The sequence below is a fragment of the Micromonospora sp. NPDC049836 genome, assembly GCF_044465125.1.
GTDB lineage: Bacteria > Actinomycetota > Actinomycetes > Mycobacteriales > Micromonosporaceae > Micromonospora.
Genome location: NZ_JBITLH010000001.1, coordinates 165,035 through 185,955, shown reverse-complemented (window position 1 = coordinate 185,955; position 20,921 = coordinate 165,035). Strand labels below are relative to the sequence as shown.

Here is a 20,921-nt window from a genome sequence, read left to right as displayed (position 1 = left end):
CCGCGGTGCGGATCGGGAGCCGTGGTGGGTCAGCCCGCCGCGGCTCCCGCCGTTCCACCCCCGGCCGCCGCCCCGGCGCGCCGGCGCCGCGCGACGTCGGTGGCGAGCAGCCCGAAGATCACCGAGTCGGTGCGGGTGCCGTCCGGGCCGGGGAGCCGGCCGCGCAGCAGCCCTTCCCGGCCGAAGCCGGCCTTCGCCAGCACCCGCTGCGAGCCCAGGTTCTCCGGCCGGGTGCCGGCCCAGAGCCGGGCCAGCCCCACGTCGAAGGCCCAGCCGGCCATCAGGCGTACCGCCCGGGTGGCCAGGCCCCGGCCGCGCGCCTCGGGCAGCAGGCTGTAGCCGAGCATGGCCTGGCCGGTGGCCGGTTCGTCGTAGACCAGCGCGCAGCCGCCGGCCACCTCGCCGGTGGCCGCGTCCAGCACGGCGAAGTCGGCCGAGCGGCCGGCCAGCCAGTGGCTCTCCGCCAGCCGGCAACGCCGCGCGATCGCCTCCCGGGTCGGCGGGACCGGCGGCACCCGGTTCGCCACCACCTCCGGCAGCGTGTGCAGCCGGTACAGCGCGTCGGCGTCCGCCGGCCCCACCCGGCGCAACGTCACCACGCCGTCGGTGAGCCGGCCGTCGGGCAGGTCGGGCAGCAGCCGGGCGGTCGGCCCGGGCGGGTCGTCGGCCAGGCGTACCCAGACCGCCAGGTCGTGCCGCGCGTCCCGGCCCTGGCCGGCCGACCGGCGTACCCCCTCGGACCGGAACCCGGCGGCCAGCGCCACCCGCTGGCTGGCCGCGTTCTCCTCCTGGGTGAGCAGTTCGAGCCGGGCGGTGCCGGCGGCGAAGGCCGCCTCGGCCAGCGCGCGGGTGGCGGCCGTGGCCACCCCCCGGCCGCGCGCCCACGGCGCGACCCAGTAGCCGATCTCGGCCTGCCGGCGTTCCGGCAGCGGGTGGCTGAGGCCGGCCGCGCCGAGCAGCCGGTCGGTGGCCGGGTCGGCGACCGTGTACGCCGCGCCGCCGCGTGCCCAGACCGCCGGCTCGCCCTCGGTGATCCACCACCGGGCGCTCTCCTCGGTGTACGGGTTCGGCAGGAAGGGCAGGAACCGCCGGATGTCCGGGTCGGCGCAGGCCGCGGCGGTGTCCGCCAGATCGCTCAGCCGGGACGGCCGCAGCCGTACCCCGTGCCCCTCGATGATCTCCGGGGTCACGCCAGGTCCTCCGGGAGCAGCCCGGCCACCCAGACGTCCACCCGCTCGCCGCGGTGCTGCAGCCCGCCCCGGGTGGTGCCCTCGAAGACGAAGCCCGCCTTCTCGGCGGCCCGGCGGGAGGCGGTGTTGCCCACGTTGGCCCGCCACTCCACCCGGGCCAGCCCCAGCGTGGTGAACCCCCATGCGCAGAGCGCGGTCAGCGCGGCCGGCAGGTAGCCCCGGCCGCGGGCCGGCGGGGCGGTCATGAAGCCCACATCGGCGACCAGCGGGTCGGCGGGGGAGATCCGCAGGTCGAGCGAGCCGAGGTACCGGTCGTCGGCGTCGGCGACCGCGTAGTACGCCCCGATGCCCCGGGCCCAGGCCGCGACGGCGAAGTCCCGCACGAAGCCCTCGGCGTCCGCCCGCTGGTAGGGGTGCGGGACGCTGGTCCAGCGGACCGTCTGCTCGTCCCGGCAGGTCGCCACGATCGGGTCGAGGTCGCGGTCGTCCAGCGGGCGCAGCCGCAACTCGGTGTCGATCGCGGTGGCGAACAGGACGGGCTGGGGCCGGCCGAAGACGGCGGCGCGGCGGGCGGCCAGGGTGTCCGGGCCGTACGGGGTGGGCTCGCCGGGCGCGGCCAGCTCGGCCGGGAGGAGGGAGCCGAGCCAGCCCTCCGGGCGGCCGTCGACGGACGGGTGGGCGAGCCGCAGCTCGCCCTCGACCCGGAAGCCGGCCCGGAGCGCGACCAGCCGGGAGGCGTGGTTGCCGATCTCGGCCTGCCAGGTCAACCGGCGCAGCTTGAGCGTGTCGAAGGCCCAGCGGGCGACCGCCCGGGTGGCCCGGACGGCCACCCCCCGGCCCCGCGCCCAGGGTGCCGTCCAGTAGCCCACCTCGGCGGAGTCCAGGGCCCGGTCGACGGAGACGAGTCCGCAGGAGGCGAGGAGTTCGCCGGTCCGTTCGTCGCAGACCGCGAACGGAGCGCCGGTGCCCTCGGCCCAGGCCCGGGCGCTGACCCCGGTGACGAAGCCGAGGGCGTGCTCGGGCAGGTACGGGCGGGGTACGGTGGTCCAGCGCTGGATGTCCCGATCCTGGCAGGCGCGGTACACCGCGTCGGCGTCCTCGGGCCGCCAGGGTCGCAGCAGCAGGCCGTCCTCGACGATCTCCACGGGCTCCATCGGGCCATCCTGCCGGACCGTTCGCGTTGGGCGTAACCGGATAACCGCCGGCCAGCGAGGCGCTGGGGCGATATGTCGGGTTCCCCGCCCCGGACCGCCGCCACCAGTGACCATCGCCGGGTCGAAGCGCCTACGATGGTTCGAGACTGTCTAGGGGAGCGTTGATCCGTGTCGATTCTGGAAAAGGTCCTTAGCGCGGGCGCGGGCCGTATGGTGCGTCGGCTCAAGGCCATCGCCGCCGCCGTCAACTCGATCGAGGACGACTACGTCAACCTCACCGACGACGAACTGCGCGGCATGACCGACCAGTTCAGGGAGCGGCTCGCCGACGGTGAAACCCTCGACGACCTGCTGCCCGAGGCGTTCGCGGTGTGCCGGGAGGCCGCCGCCCGCGTGCTCGGCCAGCGGCCCTACGACGTCCAGGTGATGGGCGGCGCGGCGCTGCACTTCGGCAACATCGCCGAGATGAAGACCGGTGAGGGCAAGACCCTGACCTCGGTCATGCCGGTCTACCTGAACGCGCTCGCCGGCAAGGGCGTGCACGTGATCACGGTCAACGACTACCTGGCCGAGCGCGACGCCGCCTGGATGGGCCGGGTGCACGAGTTCCTCGGCCTGAGCGTCGGCGTGGTGCTGCCCAACCGGCCGGCCAGCGAGCACCGCGCCGCGTACGAGTGTGACATCACCTACGGCACCAACAACGAGTTCGGCTTCGACTACCTGCGGGACAACATGGCCTGGTCCCGCGAGGAACTGGTCCAGCGCGGCCACTTCTTCGCGGTGGTCGACGAGGTCGACTCGATCCTCATCGACGAGGCCCGGACCCCGCTGATCATCTCCGGCCCGGCCGAGCACTCCGCCCGCTGGTACCAGGAGTTCGCCGCCGTGGTGGCCCGCCTCCAGCCCGGCACCGACGGCGAGGGCGACTACGAGGTCGACCACGCCAAGCGGACCATCGCCATCACCGAGCGCGGCGTCGCCAAGATCGAGGACCGGCTCGGCATCGACAACCTCTACGAGTCGGTGAACACCCCGCTCGTCGGCTACATGAACAACGCGATCAAGGCCAAGGAGCTCTACAAGCGCGACAAGGACTACATCGTCAGCGACGGCGAGGTCCTGATCGTCGACGAGTTCACCGGCCGCATCCTGCACGGCCGCCGCTACAACGAGGGCATGCACCAGGCGATCGAGGCCAAGGAGGGGGTGGAGATCAAGCAGGAGAACCAGACCCTGGCCACCATCACCCTCCAGAACTACTTCCGCCTCTACGAGAAGCTCTCCGGCATGACCGGTACCGCCCAGACCGAGGCGAGCGAGTTCAACAAGGTCTACAAGGTCGGCGTCGTGACCATCCCGACGCACCGGCCGATGGTCCGCCTCGACCGGGCGGACGTCATCTACAAGACCGAGAAGGCCAAGTTCAACGCCGTGGTCGAGGACATCGCCGAGCGGCACGAGCAGGGCCAGCCGGTGCTGGTCGGCACGGTCTCGGTGGAGAATTCCGAGATCCTCTCCCAGCTGCTGCGCCGCCGGGGCATCCCGCACTCCGTGCTGAACGCGAAGTTCCACGCCAAGGAGGCGGAGATCGTCGCCCAGGCCGGGCGCAAGGGCGCGGTCACCGTCGCCACCAACATGGCCGGCCGCGGCACCGACATCCTGCTCGGTGGCAACCCCGAGTTCCTCGCCGCCAACGAACTCCGCCAGCGCGGCCTCGACCCGGTCGAGCAGCCGGAGGAGTACGCCAAGGCGATGGAGGAGATCCTGCCGAAGTGGAAGCAGGCCTGCGACGTCGAGGCGGAGGAGGTCGCCGCCGCCGGCGGCCTCTACGTGCTGGGCACCGAGCGGCACGAGTCCCGGCGGATCGACAACCAGCTGCGCGGTCGCGCCGGCCGGCAGGGTGACCCGGGCGAGTCCCGCTTCTACCTGTCGCTGCAGGACGACCTGATGAAGCGCTTCCGGGCCGGCGCGGTCGAGGCGGTGATGGACCGCTTCAACATCCCGGAGGACGTGCCGATCGAGTCGAAGATGGTCACCCGCCAGATCAAGAGCGCGCAGGCCCAGATCGAGGGCCAGAACGCCGAGATCCGCAAGAACGTCCTCAAGTACGACGAGGTGCTCAACAAGCAGCGCCAGGTGATCTACGCCGAGCGCCTCCGGGTACTCAACGGCGAGGACCTCTCCGAGCAGGTCCGCAACATGATCGACGACGTGATCACCGCGTACGTCGTGGGCGCCACCAGCGACGGCTACGCCGAGGACTGGGACCTGGAGCAGCTCTGGTCCAGCCTCAAGCAGCTCTACCCGGTCGCCGTGACCCTGGAGGACCTGGAGGAGGAGGTCGGCTCCCGGGCCGGCCTCGACCAGGACTTCCTGCTCGCCCGCCTCAAGGAGGACGCGCACGCCGCGTACGACCGGCGCGAGGAGCAGCTCGGCGAGGAGGCGGTCCGCCAGCTCGAGCGGATGGTCCTGCTCCAGGTGATCGACCGCAAGTGGCGCGAGCACCTGTACGAGATGGACTACCTCCAGGAAGGCATCAGCCTGCGGGCGTACGCCCAGCGCGACCCGGTCATCGAGTACCAGCGCGAGGGCTTCGACATGTTCGCCACCATGATGGACGGCATCAAGGAGGAGACGGTCGGCTTCCTCTACAACGTGGAGGTGCAGGTCCAGGAGGCCGAGCCGGAGCCCGAGGAGGTGCAGCTGCTGGACAAGCCGGTGGAGATCCGGGCCAAGGGCCTCGGCCACGCTCCGCAGCAGGGCCTGCAATACTCGGCGCCCGCCGTGGACGGCGAGGCCGGCCGGGGCGCCCCGGTGATCGAGCGCGCCGAGCAGGAGGCGCCGGCCCTCGGCGTCGGGCGTACCCAGAACCCGCAGCGGCCCGCCACGTCCGGTCCCCGCCGCGCGCCGAACGGCATGAGCGGCCAGGCCGTCGCCGCCAGCACCGCCGCCCGGCGGGCCGCCCCCGGTCAGGTGGACGGCAGCAGCGAGGGCCCGTCCCGCAACGCGCCCTGCCCGTGCGGCTCCGGCCGCAAGTACAAGCGCTGCCACGGCGCCCCCAACGGCGGCAACTGACCCGCGCCCCCGCACCACCTCGCAACAGGCCCCGGCCCCCGGCCGGGGCCTGTTGCCGTCCCCGTCGCGTCGTGGTCGCCGCCCCGCCCGATTCCGGGGCCGGGGTGGGCGGCGGGGGTGTTAGAGGACGTCGAGGACGGTGCAGAGCCAGGCGCCTCGCCGATGTTCCAGGCGCAGGGCGATCGCCCAGCTCGTGCCCTGCGCCCCGGCGAGTACGGCGGCCGCCTCGACGGCGCCGGAGCGTGGTTCGCAGGCTCGTAGCCGGCGGAGTTGGAGGACGGGTCGGCCGGCGCGACGGCGGACCGGGGTCACCCGGCGGGCCGCCCGGGTCAGTTCGGCGGCCACCCGGGTCGCCGCGTCGGGCAGGCAGAGCGGCCGGAGCTGCCCCGGTGGGCGGTAGCCGTTGACGATCTCCAGGAAGGTGCGGACGAACCGGTAAGCCGCGCGGGTGGCCTCCGGGGTCGCGGTGGCCAGCGGGGCGGGCGGTCCGGCCGGGTGCCGCCCGGGGCCGGTGGGCGCCGGCCGGACCTCGGCCAGGCGGCCGGTGGGTCGTCCCGGGTCGCGGCGGCGGGGGTCGAACAGGTCGAGGGTGAGCTGGTCGACGTCGGCCCACGGCACGTCGTCGTCGACCAGCGGCGGGTCGATCGGTGGCGCGGGGCGGAGGCGGACCGGGGGACGCGGTGCCGGCGGGCGGCGGGTGTCGACCATTCCTCGTGACCCCTGTTCCTTGCGTTTGCCTTCGTTTGCCTCCGACAGGCTATCATTCTCGGGCAGCACAACGCCGATCGTCAATGCCGCTGCGGGACCGCGCGGTTACTCGGCGTCGCGCTCGGTGAGCGGGTTGCCGCGTACCCACTCGGCGGTCTCGGCGTACTTGCGCGAGATGTACTCCTCCAGTTGGGCGCGCTCCACCCGCCACTGCCCGCGTCCGCCGATCTTGATGGCGGGCAGCTCGCCGCTGCGTACCATGTGGTAGACCTGCGAGTCCGACACGTTCAGCTCGGCGGCGACGTCGGACAGCAGCAGGAACCTCGGCTCCACGGCGACTCCCGTACTTCGTTTCGTTTGCCTCAGTTTGCCATCAGGCGTGCCCGCGCCCCAGCCGCCGCGACGTCGATCCGGGATCGGACACACCGGCGGCAGGCTTCTCCAGGGCCGGTGCGAGGTGTATGACGGTCACGGCGTACGGCATGATCGGCGCCCGGGGCCGGTGTCCGCCGGCCGGTGCCTGAGCCTGGGAGATAGCGGTGACCGACGAGCTTGTCCGGGTGTACGTGCCGGCGACCGTCCCGATGCTGGCGCGGCTGCGCGAGGAGGGCCTGCCGGCGGCCGAGGCGCACGCGGTCACCCCGGAGCTGCGCGAGTGGTACGCCGAGGGCGACGAGGAGGAGTTGGAGTACGTCGCCTTCACCCGGGCCGCCCAGGACGCGCTGCTGCTGCTCCGGGCCGACCCGGCGGCGCCCCGGCGGCGGGTGGTCGTGTCGGCGGACCTGCCGGCGCGGGCGGTCGGCCGGGCCGGCGGCGAGTTGGGCGCCAGCCTGGTCGGGTTGAGCGGGGCGGTGCCGGTGAAGCGGGTCGCCGCGATCCACGTGGACGGGGCCGAGGCGGTCGACGACGTGGCGGCCGCCGCCGAGGTGATCGCCGAGGCGCAGGCCGGTGACCCGGACGCCCAGTTCACCGTCGACGGCGCCGAGGACCACGAGCTGGAGTGGTACGACGTGACCGAGCTGGACCTGCTGCTGCGCGAGGCCTCCTGACCGTCGCGTCGCCGGTCAGCCGGCCGGCTCCTCCTCGTCCTCGTTCACGACCGGACGCGGCCCGAGGGTGCGGCCGAACGCGATGAGCGCGGTGAGCGCCCCCACGAAGAGCACCCAGATCCCGTTGTCGACCCGGGAGGTGCCGAGCGCGGTCTGTGCCACCTCGTCGGCCTCGCTGAGCGCGGCGGCCAGGTCCAGCAGGCCCCGACCGCCGATCCGGATGATCACCTCGGTGAGCAGCAGGAGCAGGCCCGGCCCGGCCCCGGCGAGCAGGTACGCCGGCCAGCGCGGCTGCCCGACGGCCCCGTCCCGGCGGGCGGCGCGGCGGCGGGCCCAGGTGAGGTAGCCGAAGGCGACCAGCCCGGCGACCAGCCCGGCGAGCAGCGACTCCGTCCGGGACACCCACTTGGCGGCGTCGAGCATCGACTGCTGGCTCTCCCCGGCGCCGAACAGGTCGGAGAGCGGGTCGCGGGCCCGGCTGAACAGCACCACGAAGAGCTGCGCGGCGAGCGTGGCGGCGGCCAGCCCGCCGACCACGGGAGCGTTGCGCGCGCCGGCCAGGGCGCCGCCGATGATGGCCGCCGCCGCGGTGGTGCCGGCGATGGTGTTGGTGGTCGCGTTGTCGGCGTACGTCAGGTTGATCGCCACGGCGGCGGCGAGCCCGACCAGCAGGCCGGTGCCCACGGCGGCGAGGAAGCGCACGGTGGCCCGCTCGAACCGGTTCGCCACGGCCAGGGCGACCGCGGCGCCGGCGACCAGCGCGGCGGTGATCACGCCGGGCAGCGCGTACGCGGAAAGGCTGATCGCGGTGACCCCGGCGGCGGCCGAGCTGATCGCGGCCCGGGTGGACCAGAGCATCGCGGCCAGCCAGCCCACCGCCACCAGCGCCAGCACCAGGGCACCGGGGGCGACGGGGGCGCGCCCGTCGCCGGCGGCCGCGGGCTGCTCCGGCGCCTCGATCGGGGCGGCCTCGGGCTGCTCCGCCGCCTCGACCGGGGCGAGCTCGGGCTGGTCCGGTTCCGCGGCCGTGGAGCTGCCGGGCTGCTTGCTCATCGTCTCCCCTTCGACGGACCCCGGATCGCCTCGCGGGGCCGGGCGGGTCACCGGCCATCCAGGGTACGCGTCGCCCCGGACCCGCCCGGCGCGGCCGTGTCGCGCCCCGGCACCGCCGGGACCGGGTCGCACCGCCCCGGCGAGAGGGTGACGGATCACAGGTGCGGACCGGCCCGGTGCTGACGGTTCGTCGGATCTGCCTGGTCTTTGCCTACGGTCCGTTGTGTCGCGCGACGTCCGGTGTCGCGGCGGGAGACGGCACCAGCGGGGTGCGGGGCGGCGCCGCATGGAAGAATTGGCCGAGGTCCCGCCGCCGCGACCGGTCCGCCGCGCGGTGTCCGGCACGCCGGCCGTCCGGCCGGTGCCCGCGGGTCCGATTTCGCCACCGCCGTCGAGATCGCACAGGAGCCTCTGATGGACGCCGTGTTCTCCGTACCCGAGCCGCGCAACGAGCCGGTCCACACCTACCAGCCCGGCAGCGCCGAGCGGGAGCGGCTCCAGCGGCGGCTGACCGAGCTGGCCGCCGAGCGGATCGACCTGCCGATGACCATCGCCGGCGAGCAGCGGATGGCCGGCGGCGACCCGATCAACGTGGTCCAGCCGCACAAGCACGCGCACGTGCTGGGCGTCACCGGGCACGCCACCCACGACGATGCCCGCGCCGCGGTGAAGGCCGCCAAGGACGCCGCGCCGATGTGGCGGGCGCTGCCGTTCGAGGAGCGGGCCGCGATCTTCCTGCGCGCCGCCGACCTGCTCGCCGGCCCGTGGCGGGACACCTTGAACGCGGCCACCATGCTGGGCCAGTCCAAGACGGTGGTGCAGGCGGAGATCGACGCGGCCTGCGAGTTCATCGACTTCCTGCGGTTCAACGTGCATTTCGCCCGCGAGCTCCTGGCCGCGCAGCCGCTCTCCTCGCCCGGGGTGTGGAACCGGTTCGACCACCGCCCGCTGGAGGGCTTCGTCTACGCGGTCACCCCGTTCAACTTCACCGCGATCGCCGGCAACCTGCCGTCCGCGCCGGCCCTGCTCGGCAACACCGTGGTCTGGAAGCCGGGCCCGACCCAGCAGTTCGCCGCGCACTTCACCATGCGGCTCTTCGAGGCGGCCGGCCTGCCGCCCGGCGTGATCAACATGGTCACCGGGCGCGGCGAGGAGGTCTCCGACGTGGTGCTGGCCGACCCGGACCTGGCCGGCATCCACTTCACCGGCTCGACCAAGGTCTTCCAGCACCTGTGGCGGACGGTCGGCGAGAACATCGCCGGCTACCGGGGCTACCCCCGGCTGGTCGGCGAGACCGGTGGCAAGGACTTCGTGGTCGCGCACTCCAGCGCCGACGTGGACGCCCTGCACACCGCGCTGATCCGGGGCGCGTACGAGTACCAGGGGCAGAAGTGCTCGGCCGCGTCGCGGGCGTACGTCCCCCGGTCGATCTGGGAGGGCGGGCTGCGGGACCGGCTCGCCGCCACCGCCGACTCGCTGACCTACGGCGACGTCACCGACTTCAGCAACTTCGGCGGCGCGGTCATCGACGACAAGGCGTTCGGCCGGCACACCGCCGCGCTGGAGCTGATCAGCGGGGACGACAGCTGCCGGATCCTGGCCGGTGGCACCGCCGACGACTCGGTCGGCTACTTCGTCCGGCCGACCCTCTTCGAGTGCTCCGACCTGGCGCACGAGACCTTCACCACCGAGTACTTCGGCCCGATCCTCGGCGTGCACGTCTTCGACGACGCCCGCTTCGACGAGGTGGTGACCCAGGCGGAGTCGATCGCCCCGTACGCGCTGACCGGGTCGATCTTCGCGACCGACCGCCGGGTGATCGACCAGGTGGCGGAGAAGATGCGGTACGCGGCCGGCAACTTCTACATCAACGACAAGCCGACCGGTGCGGTGGTCGGGCAGCAGCCGTTCGGCGGCGCCCGGGCCAGCGGCACCAACGACAAGGCCGGCTCCTGGCACAACCTGGTCCGGTGGATGTCGCCCCGGACGATCAAGGAGACCTTCGTCCCGCCGACCGACCACACCTACCCGCACATGGGCTGATCCGTGCGGCGGGGCCCCACCGAGGGGCCCCGCCCCACCGGCCGGGCCCGCTGGGGCCGCGCCACCGGCCGGGCCCATTGGGGCCGCGCCACCGGCCGGGCCCCACCGACGGCCCGGCCGTACCGGCCGGCCGGGGGATGGTGTGGACGTCCGCGGCGGACTGTCGTCGGCCGACAGTGCACATCGGACCAGCCGACGGGGGGCTAAAACGGCAAATCCTGGACGCCAGGTCCGACAAAGTGGCAGCTTAGAGGGCATGGCGGAATCCGGAGTCAACCCGACGGCGGCGGCCCTGCTGGGCCTGCTGCACGACGGCCCGATGACAGGCGGCCAACTCATGGCCGCCGCTGAGCGCCGGCTGGCGCCGTACTGGTCGATGACCCGCAGCCAGGTCTACCGGGAGCTTCCGGTGCTGGCCGAGAAGGGTCTGGTGCGGCTCGGCAAGCCCGGGCCGCGGTTGAGCCAGCCGTACGCGATCACTGCGGCCGGAAAACGGACATTCTCCCGCTGGCTGGCGGAGAACCCGGGCCGGGACACCATCCGCAACCCGATCGCGCTACGGATCGCCTTCGGCAACCTGCACTCGGCGAGCCAGCTCAAGAACCTGTACGCCTCGGCGAACGAGTACCACACCGAGGCGCTGGCCGCGGTGCGCGAGCAGGTCAAGAACGCCAAGAAGGAAGGCGACGACTACGACGCCAGCGCGTTGGAGTTCGCCGTCGCCTACCACAAGGCGGCGCTGTCCTGGCTCAAGAGCGCCCCGGTCGGCTGACCACCTGCGCCGGGCCGGGCCGCCGAGGCAGTGCCGACTTTTCGCGCGTGACTGCGGGGCTCGCAAGCTCACTCCTCGCCCGCGCAGTGCCGACTTTTCGCGCGTGACTGCGGGGCTCGCAAGCTCACTCCTCGCCCGCGCAGTACGCTTGTCAGTCGTGACCGCTGCCGATTACGCCGAACAGCTCAAGGAACTCGACGCCACCCTGCGCAACATCGAGGCCGTGCTCGACCTCGACAAGCTGCACGAGCAGAAGGACCGCCTGGAGCAGGAGGCGTCCGCGCCGGACCTGTGGGACGACCAGGCCAAGGCGCAGCAGGTGACGTCGCAGCTGTCGTACGTCAACGGTGAGATCAGCAAGCTGGGCAGCCTGCGCTCCCGTCTCGACGACGCCGGGGTGCTGCTGGAGCTGGCCCAGGCCGAGTCGGACCCGGGCACGCTCGCCGAGGTGGAGTCGGAGATCGCCGGGTTGACCAAGGCCATCCAGGAGATGGAGGTCCGCACCCTGCTCTCCGGCGAGTACGACTCCCGGGAGGCGCTGGTCGCCATCCGGGCCGGGGCCGGCGGGGTGGACGCCGCGGACTTCGCCGAGATGCTGCTGCGGATGTACCTGCGCTGGGCTGAGCGGCACGGCTACCCCACCGAGGTCTACGAGACCTCGTACGCCGAGGAGGCGGGCCTGAAGTCGGCCACCTTCACGGTCAAGGTGCCCTACGCCTACGGCACGCTCAGCGTGGAGTCCGGCACCCACCGGCTGGTCCGGATCAGTCCCTTCGACAACCAGGGCCGCCGGCAGACCAGCTTCGCGGGCGTCGAGGTGCTGCCGGTCGTCGAGCAGACCGACCACATCGAGATCCCCGAGAACGAGATGCGGATCGACGTCTACCGCTCGTCGGGGCCGGGCGGGCAGAGCGTGAACACCACCGACTCGGCGGTCCGGATCACCCACATCCCGACCGGCATCGTGGTCACCTGCCAGAACGAGAAGTCCCAGCTGCAGAACAAGGCCTCCGCGCTGCGGGTGCTCCAGGCCCGGCTGCTGGAGCGCAAGCGGCAGGAGGAGCAGGCCAAGCTTCAGGGCCTGAAGACCGACGCGGCCGGCTCGTGGGGCGACCAGATGCGCTCGTACGTCCTGCACCCGTATCAGATGGTGAAGGATCTGCGGACCGAGCAGGAGACGGGCAATCCGTCCGCGGTCTTCGACGGCGAACTGGACAGCTTCATCGAGGCGGGTATCCGCTGGCGGAAGCAGCAGCAGCTGATCGCTGACGGTGCGTGATCGGCCTTCGACGGAGCGCGTCGTCGATCTCCAGGTAACGGGATGAATCGACGACGCGGCCGGTAAGGACGGGACGGGGGGCTTGGCTCATCCGTTACACCGCGTAGACTCTCGACCCGTGATTCAGCTTGAGCAAGTGACGAAGACGTACCCGAAGGCGTCCCGGCCTTCGCTCGACAACGTGTCCGTCTCGATCGAGAAGGGCGAGTTCGTCTTCTTCATCGGCCCATCCGGCTCCGGCAAGTCCACGATCATCAAAATGCTGCTCCACGAGGTCACCCCCAACAAGGGGCGGATCCTCGTGAACGGCAAGGACGTCACGTCGATGCGTTCCTGGAAGCGACCCGCTTTCCGGCGTTCCATCGGCTGTGTCTTCCAGGACTTCCGTCTCCTGCCGAACCGCACCGCCTACGAGAACGTGGCGTTCGCGCTGGAGGTGATCGGCAAGACCAAGGCGGTCGCCCGCCGGGTCGTGCCCGAGGTTCTGGAGCTGGTCGGGCTCGGGGGTAAGGAGCACCGCTACCCCCACGAGCTCTCCGGTGGCGAGCAGCAGCGCGTGGCGGTGGCCCGGGCGTTCGTGAACCGGCCGCTGATCCTGCTGGCGGACGAGCCCACCGGAAACCTGGACCCGGACACGTCGATCGAGATCATGCGCCTGCTGGACCGGATCAACCGCACTGGCACAACCGTCGTGATGGTCACGCACGACTCCAACATCGTGAACCAGATGCGCCGCCGGGTCGTCGAGATCGAGAGCGGCCGCATCGTGCGCGACCAGGCCCGCGGCGTCTACGGCTGAGCCGGCCCGGCCGACGATCCGTAGATCCTGACGACGAACACCTCACGCCGGAGAGCCGGAGGAATTCCCGATGCGGATGAAGTACGTCCTGTCCGAGGTACTGGTCGGACTGTGGCGCAACGTGACCATGACCATCGCGATGATCATCACGATGGCGGTGTCGCTGTTCATGCTGGGCGGCAGCGGCCTTCTCTATCAGAAGGTCGGCGACATGAAGGCCCTCTACTACGAGCAGGTCGAGGTCTCGATCTTCCTGAAGACCGATGTCAACGAGCAGCAGCGCACCGACCTCGACGCGAAGCTGAAGGGTGACCCGCTGGTCAAGGAGGTCACCTACGTCGACAAGGCCGAGGCGTACAGCCGCTTCAAGCAGATGTACGCCGACGCGCCCGACCTGGTCAACGCCGTCAAGCCGGACCAGCTGCCCGAGTCGTTCCGGCTCAAGCTGAAGAACCCGGAGCAGTACAAGAACATCTACGACCAGTACAAGGACAGCGAGGGCGTCGACGAGATCGTCGACCAGAGCAAGCTGCTCGACAAGGTGTTCGGGGTGCTCACCGGGATCCAGAACTTCGCGCTGGCCATCGCGATCGTGATGGCGATCGCCGCGTTGCTGCTGGTCGCCAACACCATCCAGGTGGCCGCCTACAGCAAGCGGCGCGAGGTCGCGGTCATGAAGCTGGTCGGCGCCTCCAACTGGTTCATCCAGGCGCCGTTCGTGCTGGAGGCGGTGGTCGCCGGTCTGTTCGGCTCGATCCTCGGCCTGGTGGCCCTGATCGGGGTGAAACTGGTCGCCGGCGGCGGATCGCTGGCCGCCCTGGAGGGCCTGATCACCCCCATCTCGTGGTCGGAGATCATGCTGACCTTCCCGCTGATGGCCGCGGTCGGTGGCCTGGTCAGCGCGATCACCGCCTGGGTCACGCTCCGCTTCTACCTGCGGGTCTAGTTTCCGCGTACGGCTCTCCGAGGGCCCTTCCGCGCCGGAATAAACGGCGCGGGAGGGCCCTTGTGTACGGGGTAGCATGATCTCCGCTCCGCGACCGGTGGTCGGGGACCGATCGGAAGGGGGTGGCGCCGGTGCCACGCGAGAAGGGCCGCAAGGTGGTCGCCTCCAACAAGAAGGCCCGTCACGACTACGCCATCCTCGACACGTACGAGGCGGGCATGGCGCTGACCGGCACGGAGGTCAAGTCGCTGCGGGCCGGGCGGGCGTCGCTGGTCGACGCGTTCGCCCAGGAGCGCAACGGCGAGCTCTACCTGCACGGCATGCACATCCCGGAGTACACCCAGGGCACCTGGACCAACCACGAGCCCCGGCGGACCCGGAAGTTGCTGCTCAAGCGCCTGGAGATCGACCGGCTGATCGGCAAGACCCGGGAGAGCGGTCTCACCATGGTGCCGTTGCAGGTCTACTTCTCCGACGGCTGGGCGAAGGTGGAGATCGGCCTGGCCCGGGGTAAGAAGACGTACGACAAGCGGCAGGACCTCGCCAAGCGGGACGCCGACCGGGAGATCGCCCGGGTGGCGGGCCGGCGCGGCAAGGGAATGGACGGCTGACCTGTCCGTTCTGTCCGGTTCGGCGTGCCGGCCGGGGTGCGGGATGAAACCCGTTGCGGCAGGCGTTACGCTTGTCGGAGCCGCCAGTTAGTTGGGCGGCCTGTCGAGGGGGTGACTGGTTTCGACTTCGTACGTTGCGGCAGGGGAAGCGAGCCGAGGAAGCCGACGTCGTCTCGTGAATCGGTCGTCGGAAACCAATAAGCGCCAAGAACAATCGCGCTGACTTCGCTCTCGCCGCCTGAGGCGAGTAGCGAGTCTGTCGGCCTGGGAGCGCCTTCGACCCAGATAGCCGGCATCAGCTAGGAGGCTGGCCAATCGGACCCGGTCGCGGGGTCCGTGCGGCGAGATCAATCAGCGACTGGGCCCGTCACACCGACTCGCTCGCGTGATCGGAGGGGCCGAGTAGAGGCACAGCGAGCTGCGCTCGGAGAAGCCCTGACAAGGCGGCGAAGGACCCGGGTTCGATTCCCGGCACCTCCACCACCTGACCTGTGCGCCCCGGTCCACCTGGACCGGGGCGCACAGTCGTCTGCACCTTCCGTGCCGCCGCCGGCGCGCTCTACGCTGCGGCCTGTGACGAACGAGAAGATCCGGCTCTCCGTCGGCGCGTCGCCCGGCCAGCGCGTGTTCGCCGCGGTCGTGGGCGTCCTCTGCACCGCCTTCGGGGCGGTCTTCGTGCTGCTGCCGCTCCTCGCCGACCGGTTGCTGTCCCGGCTCACCGGCACCGGCGACCCCTTCCCGTCGTACGACGAGGCGCGGGACCTGCCCCCGGGGCTGCTCCCGCCGGAACTGCACGACGGATCCACCACGTCGGCCCTCGGGCCGGCCCGGTTCGTCGGGCTCTGCGGACTGCCGGTCGTCCTGCTCGGGCTCTACCTGCTCCTGCGGGTGCTGCGCACCGCCGCCTGGCTGGACGGGACCCGGGCCTCGGTCCGTGGCGCGCTGGGCACCCGGACCGTCGACCTGGCCACCGCCGAGGTGCGGGGCGGCGGCGTGCTCCGGCACCCGGTCGGCGACGAGGCGGCGGTGCGGGTGCCCACCCTGGTCGCCCGCGATCCGGACAGCGGCCGGCGGGTCACCGTCCCGCTGCAGGGCGTGGGGTTGACCGCGCTGCCCCCGTACGAACTGCGCGCGCTCGCCGACGCGATCACCGCCGGCCGGCCGACCGGCGGCCGGGACGCGGACGCGCACGCGCTCGCCGGGCAGTTGCGTACCATGGCGGCCGACCCGCTGGGGCGGTAGGGACGCCTGGGACGGAAGGGGCCGGTGGGGCAGATGAGGCGGTCGACGGGCCTGGACAGCCATCCCGGCCGGGTCCACCATCGCTGTACGCGATAGCGAAGCAGCTGACGGCCCTGGGTCTGCGGCGTGGCGGCAGACGCGTCCGAGCCGGAGTCGTCGGACGGGAGGCGCCATGGTCACCGGTCCGATCCCGCAGCCGTCCACCGTCGCCGCGGTGGCCCGACCGCCCGCCGCGTCCCTGCCCTGGCCCACCCTGCCCGGCGCCGTGCCCGCCCTCGTCCGGGCGCTCGACGGGCCGGTCGGCGAGCCGCACTGGCGGGAGCGCCTGATCCAGCACCTCGGCCCGGTCCGGCAGGGCTTCGCCGAGCACGTCCGGCTGACCGAGGGCCCGACCGGGCTCTACGCCGAGGTGCTCTGCGAAGCCCCGCGGCTCACCCGGGGCGTACGCCGGTTGACCCGCGAGCACGCCCTCATCGTGACGGCGCTCGGCGCGCTGCACCACGCCGCCGCGCTGCCCGAGGTGCCCGCCGAGGAACTGCGCGCGCGGGTCGGTGAGCTGCTCCGGGCGCTGCGCCGGCACCGGCAGCGCGGCGCCGACCTGCTCTGGGAGGCGTACCAGGCCGATCTGGGCGGGGAGGACTGAGCCCGGAACCGGGCGGGCGCGGCCCGCGTCCAACCGGGCATGCGTCGCTCGATCGCCCTGTTGGGGCTGCCGATCCTGGTCCTCGCCGGCTGCGCCGCGCCCGGCTCCGGACCGGCCGCGCCCGGCTCCGGACCGGCCGCGCCGGCGTCCGCGCCGCCGACCACCACCCCCGACCAGCGGTGGGCGGCCTTCTACCAGCGGGCCGGCGAGGTGGCCGACGCCTGGCGTCCCGGCCAGGCGTGGCGCAGCGGCTACGTGCCGCTGGAGGAGGGCACCGTGCTGACCGGCGATCCGGGCTTCACCGCCGACGCCAAGATGGCGTTCGGCAACGGCTGGTTCCGGGAGCAGATCGAGTTGCCGACCGCCACCCCGGCCGCCGGCACCATCCGCTTCCCCGACGGCACCCTCCGGGTGCCGCTGATCAGCGCCGCCGAGGCGTACGCCCAGCTGGACAAGGGCGACCCACCGCCCTGCGCCGGGCGGCCGGCGGAGCCCCCGCCGGACGGCGGCGTGCCGAAGCCCGGCGGTGGCCCCACCGTCGAACCCGGGCCGGACGGGCCGGTCTCCATCACCGCGGACCACCCGTGCGTGCCGCTGACGGTCACCGGGGTGAAGCTGGGCAGCGCGTCGGTCCGCACCAGCCGGGGGCAGGCGACCGTGCCGGCCTGGCTGTTCACCGTAGAGGGCCTGCGGACGCCGGTCGCCCGGCTCGCCGTCGCGAAGCCGGCGATCGGGGCCGTGCCGGCGGCCACCGACCCGGAACGCCCGCTCGCCGACGGCCTGGTGACCGCGCAGAGCCTGGACACCGCGGACGGGACCCGGCTCGACTACCGGGTCGGGGTGGGCGCCTGCGACACCGGGATCACCCCGCTGGTGCTGGAACGCGACGACGTGGTGGTGGTCGGGGCCGGAGTCACCCGGTCCACCGGCCCGTGCACCATGCAGCTGGTGATGAAGCCGGTGAGCGTCACGCTGAAGGCCCCGCTCGGCGGCCGGGCGGTGCTGGACGTGGCGAGTGGCACCCCGCTCACCGCGAGGGGGCCTAGATGATCCGCGGCACGTCGGTGCTGATCGGCGCCGGCAGCACGGTGGGCCGGTCGGCGGCCAGCGCGGCCCGCAGCGCCGGGCCGAGCGCCTCCGGTGACTCCAGCACCCGGCTCGCGCAGCCGTAGCCGCGGGCGATGGCGGTCACGTCGAGCCCCGGCAGGTCCAGCGCCGGCACCCCCGGGGCGTGCTTCAGCTCGGCGAACGCCTTCAGGATGGCGTACTGCTGGTTGACCGGGACCAGCACGGGCAGCGGCAGGCGCAGCTGCGCGGCGGTCCAGAGCGCCTGCACCGAGTAGTGGAACGAGCCGTCGCCGATCACCGCCACCACCGGGCGGTTCCGCCCGCTGTCCCGCTCGGCCAGCGCGATGCCCACCGCCGCCGGCAGCCCGAACCCGAGGCCGCCGCTGGCCATCGTGAAGTACGACCGGGGCCGGGTCACCCGCAGCCGCCGGCGCAGCGCGGCCAGGTTGGACGGTGACTCCTGCACCAGCACACCGTCCGCCGGCCACTGCGCGGCCAGCGCCGCGAAGAGCGCGTCGGCGCTCGGCGGGTCGGTCACCTCCGGCGGCGGTGGTGCCGGCCGGGCCTCCGGCGCCGCCCGCTCCGCCGGCGGCAGCAGATCCCCCAGCGCCGCCAGGGCCAGCCCGGCGTCGCCCAGCAGGCTCTCCCCGACCGGGGCGCGGGCCGCCTCGTCCGGATCGTCGGTGACGTGCAGCAGCCGGGCGTCGCCGGGCAGGTAGTCGCCGGGCACGTGCGGGTAGTAGCGGAACACCGGGGCGCCCACCACCAGCACCGTGTCGTGGCCGCGCAGCGCCTCGGCGAGCGGCCCGATCGCGTACGGCAGCACGCCCCGGAAGTGCGGGTGGTCCTCCGGGAAGACGGCCCGCTCCGGCGCCGGAGCCGACCAGACCGGCGCGGCCAGCCGCTCGGCCAGCGCCACCGCCGCCGGCCACGCGTCGGCCCGGTCCACCGCCGCGCCGAGCACCAGCGCCGGGGCGCGGCTGCCGGCCAGCACGGCGGCGAAGTCGCGCAGCCGGTCCGGGTCGGGGGCCACCCGGGTGGCCACCGTACGCGGCTGCGGGGGCGGATCGGCGGGCCGGGCCCAGTCGTCCATCGGCAGGGACAGGAAGACCGGTCCGGCCGGGGGCTGCACCGCGGTCGCGTACGCCCGCAGGAAGGCCGCCGGGATGTCCTGCGCGCGGGCCGGCTCGTGGGCCCACTTGACGTACGGCTGGGTCAGCTCGGTCGCCCGCAGGTTGGCCAGCCGGGGCTCGATCAGCAGCATCTCCCGGGTCTGCTGGCCGGCGCTGACGATCAGTGGCGTCCGGTTGTGCCAGGCGGTGACCAGGTTGCCCATGCCGTTGCCGGTGCCCGGGGCGGTGTGCAGGTTGACGTGCGCGGGCCGGCCGGTGGCCTGCGCGTAGCCGTCGGCCATGGCCACCGCCGACGCCTCCTGCAGGGCGTGCACGTAGCGGAAGTCCGCCGGGAAGTCCTGCAGGAAGGGCTCCTCGGTGGAGCCGGGATTGCCGAAGACCGTCTGCAGTCCCAGGTCACGCAGCAGGTCGTAGGTGGTGTCGCGGACCGTTGCCATCGCCGGCTGCCTCCCGTCCCCGCCCGGTGCCGGAGACGGCCCGATGATCAGTGCCCCGACCAGCCGAATCTATCGGGCGCTCGGCGGCTTTTCGGGCGCTTCCCGGCGCTCAGGGCAGCGGGAACGGCAGTTTGATCCCGTCCAGCGCGTGCCCGCACGGGCAGTCCCGCTCGGCCGGCAGCGCGGCGACCGCGTCCAGCAGCACCCCGCGCAGCCGGTCGGTGTTCTCGGCGAAGACCCGGAACACCTCCTCCTGGGTCACCGAACCACCGGCCTCGACGCCCGCGTCCAGGTCGGTGACCAGGGCGATCGAGGTGTAGCAGAGGGCCAGCTCGCGGGCCAGCACCGCCTCCGGATGGCCGGTCATGTTGACCACCGTGCCGCCGATCGAGGCGAACCAGCGGGACTCGGCCCGGGTGGAGAAGCGCGGCCCCTCGACCACCACCACCGTCCCGCCGTCCACCGCCGCCACCCCGTGCCCGGCCGCCGCGTCCCGCAGCGTCCGGCGGCCCACCGGGCAGTACGGGTCACCGAACGAGACGTGCACCGCGCCCTGGTCGTAGTAGGTCTGCGCCCGGCCGCTGGTCCGGTCGATCAGCTGGTCCGGCAGCACGAACGTGCCCGGCCCCAGCTCGGGGCGCAGCCCGCCCACCGCGCACGGCGCGAGCACCTGGCGTACGCCGAGGGAGCGCAGCGCCCACAGGTTCGCCCGGTAGGGGATCAGGTGCGGCGGATAGCGGTGATCGCGGCCGTGCCGGGGCAGGAACGCCACCCGGCGGCCAGCCACCTCGGCGATCGTGATGACATCCGACGGTGCGCCGTACGGCGTCTCCACCTCGTGCTCGGAGGCGCCGTCGAGCAGGGCGTACAGACCCGACCCGCCGATCACCGCCAGCTCGGCCGTTGGCGCCATGCCGCCCTCCCTCGATCCTGTCGCGATCACCCGCCGGTCAGACCTTAGCCAGCGGGCGGGGCGCAGGCTATGGTGCGTGGCATGGCGTTGACAGCGCGGATGGTCGACGAGGTCGGGTGCGCCGCTCGGGCGTACGGCTGACGGGTGTCGGGACATGCAGGGTGAGGAACAGGCGATCGGTGGCCGAGCCATGGAGTCGATGACCGGGCGGCTGCTCGTCGCGACTCCCACACTGAAGGACCCGAACTTCGACCGTACCGTCGTGCTGCTGGTCGCCCACGAGCCCGGTGGCGCGCTCGGCGTGGTGCTGAACCGGGCCACCGAGGTCCCGGTGGCCGACGTCCTGGGCGACTGGAGCGACCTGGCCCGGTATCCGGCGGTGCTCTTCGAGGGCGGCCCGGTGCAGCCCGACTCGGCCATCTGCCTCGCCCGGATGCGCCACCCGATCAAGCCGGTGAAGGGTTTCCACCGGGTCTCCGGCGCGGTCGGCACCGTCGACCTGTCGGTCGACCCGGAGCGGCTGCGCGACGCGGTCGGCGGCATCCGGGTCTTCGCCGGCTACTCCGGCTGGGGCGCCGGCCAGGTCGAGCGGGAGATCGAGGAGGGGTCCTGGTTCGTGCTCGACGCCCTGCCCGGGGACGCCTTCGTCGACCGGCCGGACGACCTGTGGCCGATGGTGCTGCGGCGTCAGGGCGGCATGATGGCGGCGGTCGCCCACTTCCCCCCGGACGTGGCGCTGAACTGAGCCGCGGGGGCACCCCCGCGATATGACCATGCCGGTGGGCGTGTGTATAGTCTTCTCCGTG

19 protein-coding genes and 1 other RNA gene are annotated in these 20,921 nt (G+C 73.0%); 13 read left to right on the top strand and 7 right to left on the bottom strand.

Features of this window, described 5'->3' with window-relative positions:
• Positions 1 to 29: 29 nt before the first annotated feature.
• Both ACIBPB_RS00860 and ACIBPB_RS00855 read right to left on the bottom strand, forming a co-directional pair.
• Positions 30 to 1,190, bottom strand: coding sequence for a GNAT family N-acetyltransferase (locus ACIBPB_RS00860; RefSeq protein WP_396837582.1), 1,161 nt, complete (start codon positions 1,188 to 1,190; stop codon positions 30 to 32).
• Positions 1,187 to 2,344 carry a GNAT family N-acetyltransferase gene (locus tag ACIBPB_RS00855; RefSeq protein ID WP_396837581.1) on the bottom strand — a complete coding sequence of 386 codons (1,158 nt, stop codon included), beginning with the start codon at positions 2,342 to 2,344 and terminating at the stop codon, positions 1,187 to 1,189. The genes ACIBPB_RS00860 and ACIBPB_RS00855 overlap by 4 nt, the downstream gene beginning before the upstream one ends.
• Before the next feature lie 168 nt (positions 2,345 to 2,512).
• Between ACIBPB_RS00855 and secA the strand changes: the two genes are divergently transcribed.
• On the top strand, positions 2,513 to 5,419 hold the full coding sequence (gene secA / locus ACIBPB_RS00850; RefSeq protein WP_396837580.1) for a preprotein translocase subunit SecA: 2,907 nt from the start codon (positions 2,513 to 2,515) through the stop codon (positions 5,417 to 5,419).
• 120 nt (positions 5,420 to 5,539) lie between these two features.
• On the opposite strand, the gene ACIBPB_RS00845 is transcribed toward secA, so the two are convergent.
• Positions 5,540 to 6,127, bottom strand: a complete 588-nt coding sequence (locus ACIBPB_RS00845) for an Rv3235 family protein (protein WP_396837579.1) — start codon at positions 6,125 to 6,127, stop codon at positions 5,540 to 5,542.
• 105 nt (positions 6,128 to 6,232) lie between these two features.
• Entirely contained in the window at positions 6,233 to 6,460 is a 228-nt protein-coding gene (locus tag ACIBPB_RS00840) for a helix-turn-helix domain-containing protein (RefSeq protein ID WP_357315513.1), read from the bottom strand.
• Between the two features lie 206 nt (positions 6,461 to 6,666).
• Here ACIBPB_RS00840 and ACIBPB_RS00835 point away from each other — a divergent pair, with 206 nt between their 5' ends.
• Positions 6,667 to 7,176 (top strand): DUF6912 family protein, encoded by a 510-nt coding sequence (locus tag ACIBPB_RS00835; protein ID WP_357315510.1) that lies wholly within the window; start codon positions 6,667 to 6,669, stop codon positions 7,174 to 7,176.
• 15 nt (positions 7,177 to 7,191) lie between these two features.
• Here ACIBPB_RS00835 and ACIBPB_RS00830 read toward each other — a convergent pair whose 3' ends face one another.
• A complete protein-coding gene (locus tag ACIBPB_RS00830) occupies positions 7,192 to 8,229 on the bottom strand; it encodes a hypothetical protein (RefSeq protein WP_396837578.1) in 1,038 nt (345 codons plus the stop codon).
• A 414-nt stretch (positions 8,230 to 8,643) separates the two neighbouring features.
• Here ACIBPB_RS00830 and pruA point away from each other — a divergent pair, with 414 nt between their 5' ends.
• The 10 genes from pruA (at position 8,644) to ACIBPB_RS00780 (ending at position 17,614) form a co-directional block, all read left to right on the top strand.
• A complete protein-coding gene (pruA, locus tag ACIBPB_RS00825) occupies positions 8,644 to 10,272 on the top strand; it encodes an L-glutamate gamma-semialdehyde dehydrogenase (RefSeq protein ID WP_396837577.1) in 1,629 nt (542 codons plus the stop codon).
• 256 nt (positions 10,273 to 10,528) lie between these two features.
• On the top strand, positions 10,529 to 11,044 hold the full coding sequence (locus ACIBPB_RS00820; protein ID WP_357315502.1) for a PadR family transcriptional regulator: 516 nt from the start codon (positions 10,529 to 10,531) through the stop codon (positions 11,042 to 11,044).
• Positions 11,045 to 11,201: 157 nt separating this feature from the next.
• The gene (gene prfB, locus ACIBPB_RS00815) at positions 11,202 to 12,323 is read left to right on the top strand and encodes a peptide chain release factor 2 (protein ID WP_357315498.1); all 1,122 of its coding nucleotides are present in this window, start codon (positions 11,202 to 11,204) and stop codon (positions 12,321 to 12,323) included.
• A 118-nt stretch (positions 12,324 to 12,441) separates the two neighbouring features.
• A complete protein-coding gene (gene ftsE, locus ACIBPB_RS00810) occupies positions 12,442 to 13,122 on the top strand; it encodes a cell division ATP-binding protein FtsE (RefSeq protein WP_357315495.1) in 681 nt (226 codons plus the stop codon).
• Between the two features lie 70 nt (positions 13,123 to 13,192).
• The gene (ftsX, locus tag ACIBPB_RS00805; protein ID WP_396837576.1) at positions 13,193 to 14,068 is read left to right on the top strand and encodes a permease-like cell division protein FtsX; all 876 of its coding nucleotides are present in this window, start codon (positions 13,193 to 13,195) and stop codon (positions 14,066 to 14,068) included.
• Between the two features lie 131 nt (positions 14,069 to 14,199).
• A complete protein-coding gene (smpB, locus tag ACIBPB_RS00800) occupies positions 14,200 to 14,679 on the top strand; it encodes an SsrA-binding protein SmpB (protein WP_396837575.1) in 480 nt (159 codons plus the stop codon).
• Between the two features lie 107 nt (positions 14,680 to 14,786).
• Positions 14,787 to 15,162, top strand: a transfer-messenger RNA (tmRNA) gene (gene ssrA / locus ACIBPB_RS00795).
• Between the two features lie 90 nt (positions 15,163 to 15,252).
• Positions 15,253 to 15,921: a hypothetical protein gene (locus ACIBPB_RS00790; protein WP_396837574.1), complete on the top strand. Its 669-nt coding sequence runs from the start codon at positions 15,253 to 15,255 to the stop codon at positions 15,919 to 15,921.
• Positions 15,922 to 16,093: 172 nt separating this feature from the next.
• The gene (locus tag ACIBPB_RS00785) at positions 16,094 to 16,564 is read left to right on the top strand and encodes a hemerythrin domain-containing protein (RefSeq protein ID WP_396837573.1); all 471 of its coding nucleotides are present in this window, start codon (positions 16,094 to 16,096) and stop codon (positions 16,562 to 16,564) included.
• A 39-nt stretch (positions 16,565 to 16,603) separates the two neighbouring features.
• A complete protein-coding gene (locus tag ACIBPB_RS00780) occupies positions 16,604 to 17,614 on the top strand; it encodes a hypothetical protein (protein WP_396837572.1) in 1,011 nt (336 codons plus the stop codon).
• On the opposite strand, the gene mdlC is transcribed toward ACIBPB_RS00780, so the two are convergent.
• Positions 17,607 to 19,202 (bottom strand): benzoylformate decarboxylase, encoded by a 1,596-nt coding sequence (gene mdlC, locus ACIBPB_RS00775; RefSeq protein WP_396837571.1) that lies wholly within the window; start codon positions 19,200 to 19,202, stop codon positions 17,607 to 17,609. The two genes, ACIBPB_RS00780 and mdlC, sit on opposite strands and share 8 nt — an antisense overlap.
• Before the next feature lie 109 nt (positions 19,203 to 19,311).
• Positions 19,312 to 20,115 (bottom strand): S-methyl-5'-thioadenosine phosphorylase, encoded by an 804-nt coding sequence (locus ACIBPB_RS00770; RefSeq protein ID WP_396837570.1) that lies wholly within the window; start codon positions 20,113 to 20,115, stop codon positions 19,312 to 19,314.
• 154 nt (positions 20,116 to 20,269) lie between these two features.
• Between ACIBPB_RS00770 and ACIBPB_RS00765 the strand changes: the two genes are divergently transcribed.
• Complete coding sequence (locus tag ACIBPB_RS00765; RefSeq protein WP_396837569.1) at positions 20,270 to 20,860, top strand: YqgE/AlgH family protein; 591 nt, start codon at positions 20,270 to 20,272, stop codon at positions 20,858 to 20,860.
• Positions 20,861 to 20,921 lie beyond the last annotated feature (61 nt).

What these genes read in the sequence shown, in the direction of transcription:
- ACIBPB_RS00855 (WP_396837581.1), bottom strand. Translation starts at nt 2,344, where the DNA reads ATGGAGCCCGTGGAGATCGTCGAGGACGGCCTGCTGCTGCGACCCTGG.
- ACIBPB_RS00845 (WP_396837579.1), bottom strand. Translation starts at nt 6,127, where the DNA reads ATGGTCGACACCCGCCGCCCGCCGGCACCGCGTCCCCCGGTCCGCCTC.
- ACIBPB_RS00830 (WP_396837578.1), bottom strand. Translation starts at nt 8,229, where the DNA reads ATGAGCAAGCAGCCCGGCAGCTCCACGGCCGCGGAACCGGACCAGCCC.
- pruA (WP_396837577.1), top strand. Translation starts at nt 8,644, where the DNA reads ATGGACGCCGTGTTCTCCGTACCCGAGCCGCGCAACGAGCCGGTCCAC.
- ACIBPB_RS00820 (WP_357315502.1), top strand. Translation starts at nt 10,529, where the DNA reads ATGGCGGAATCCGGAGTCAACCCGACGGCGGCGGCCCTGCTGGGCCTG.
- ftsX (WP_396837576.1), top strand. Translation starts at nt 13,193, where the DNA reads ATGCGGATGAAGTACGTCCTGTCCGAGGTACTGGTCGGACTGTGGCGC.
- ACIBPB_RS00785 (WP_396837573.1), top strand. Translation starts at nt 16,094, where the DNA reads ATGGTCACCGGTCCGATCCCGCAGCCGTCCACCGTCGCCGCGGTGGCC.
- ACIBPB_RS00780 (WP_396837572.1), top strand. Translation starts at nt 16,604, where the DNA reads ATGCGTCGCTCGATCGCCCTGTTGGGGCTGCCGATCCTGGTCCTCGCC.
- mdlC (WP_396837571.1), bottom strand. Translation starts at nt 19,202, where the DNA reads ATGGCAACGGTCCGCGACACCACCTACGACCTGCTGCGTGACCTGGGA.
- ACIBPB_RS00770 (WP_396837570.1), bottom strand. Translation starts at nt 20,115, where the DNA reads ATGGCGCCAACGGCCGAGCTGGCGGTGATCGGCGGGTCGGGTCTGTAC.
- ACIBPB_RS00765 (WP_396837569.1), top strand. Translation starts at nt 20,270, where the DNA reads ATGCAGGGTGAGGAACAGGCGATCGGTGGCCGAGCCATGGAGTCGATG.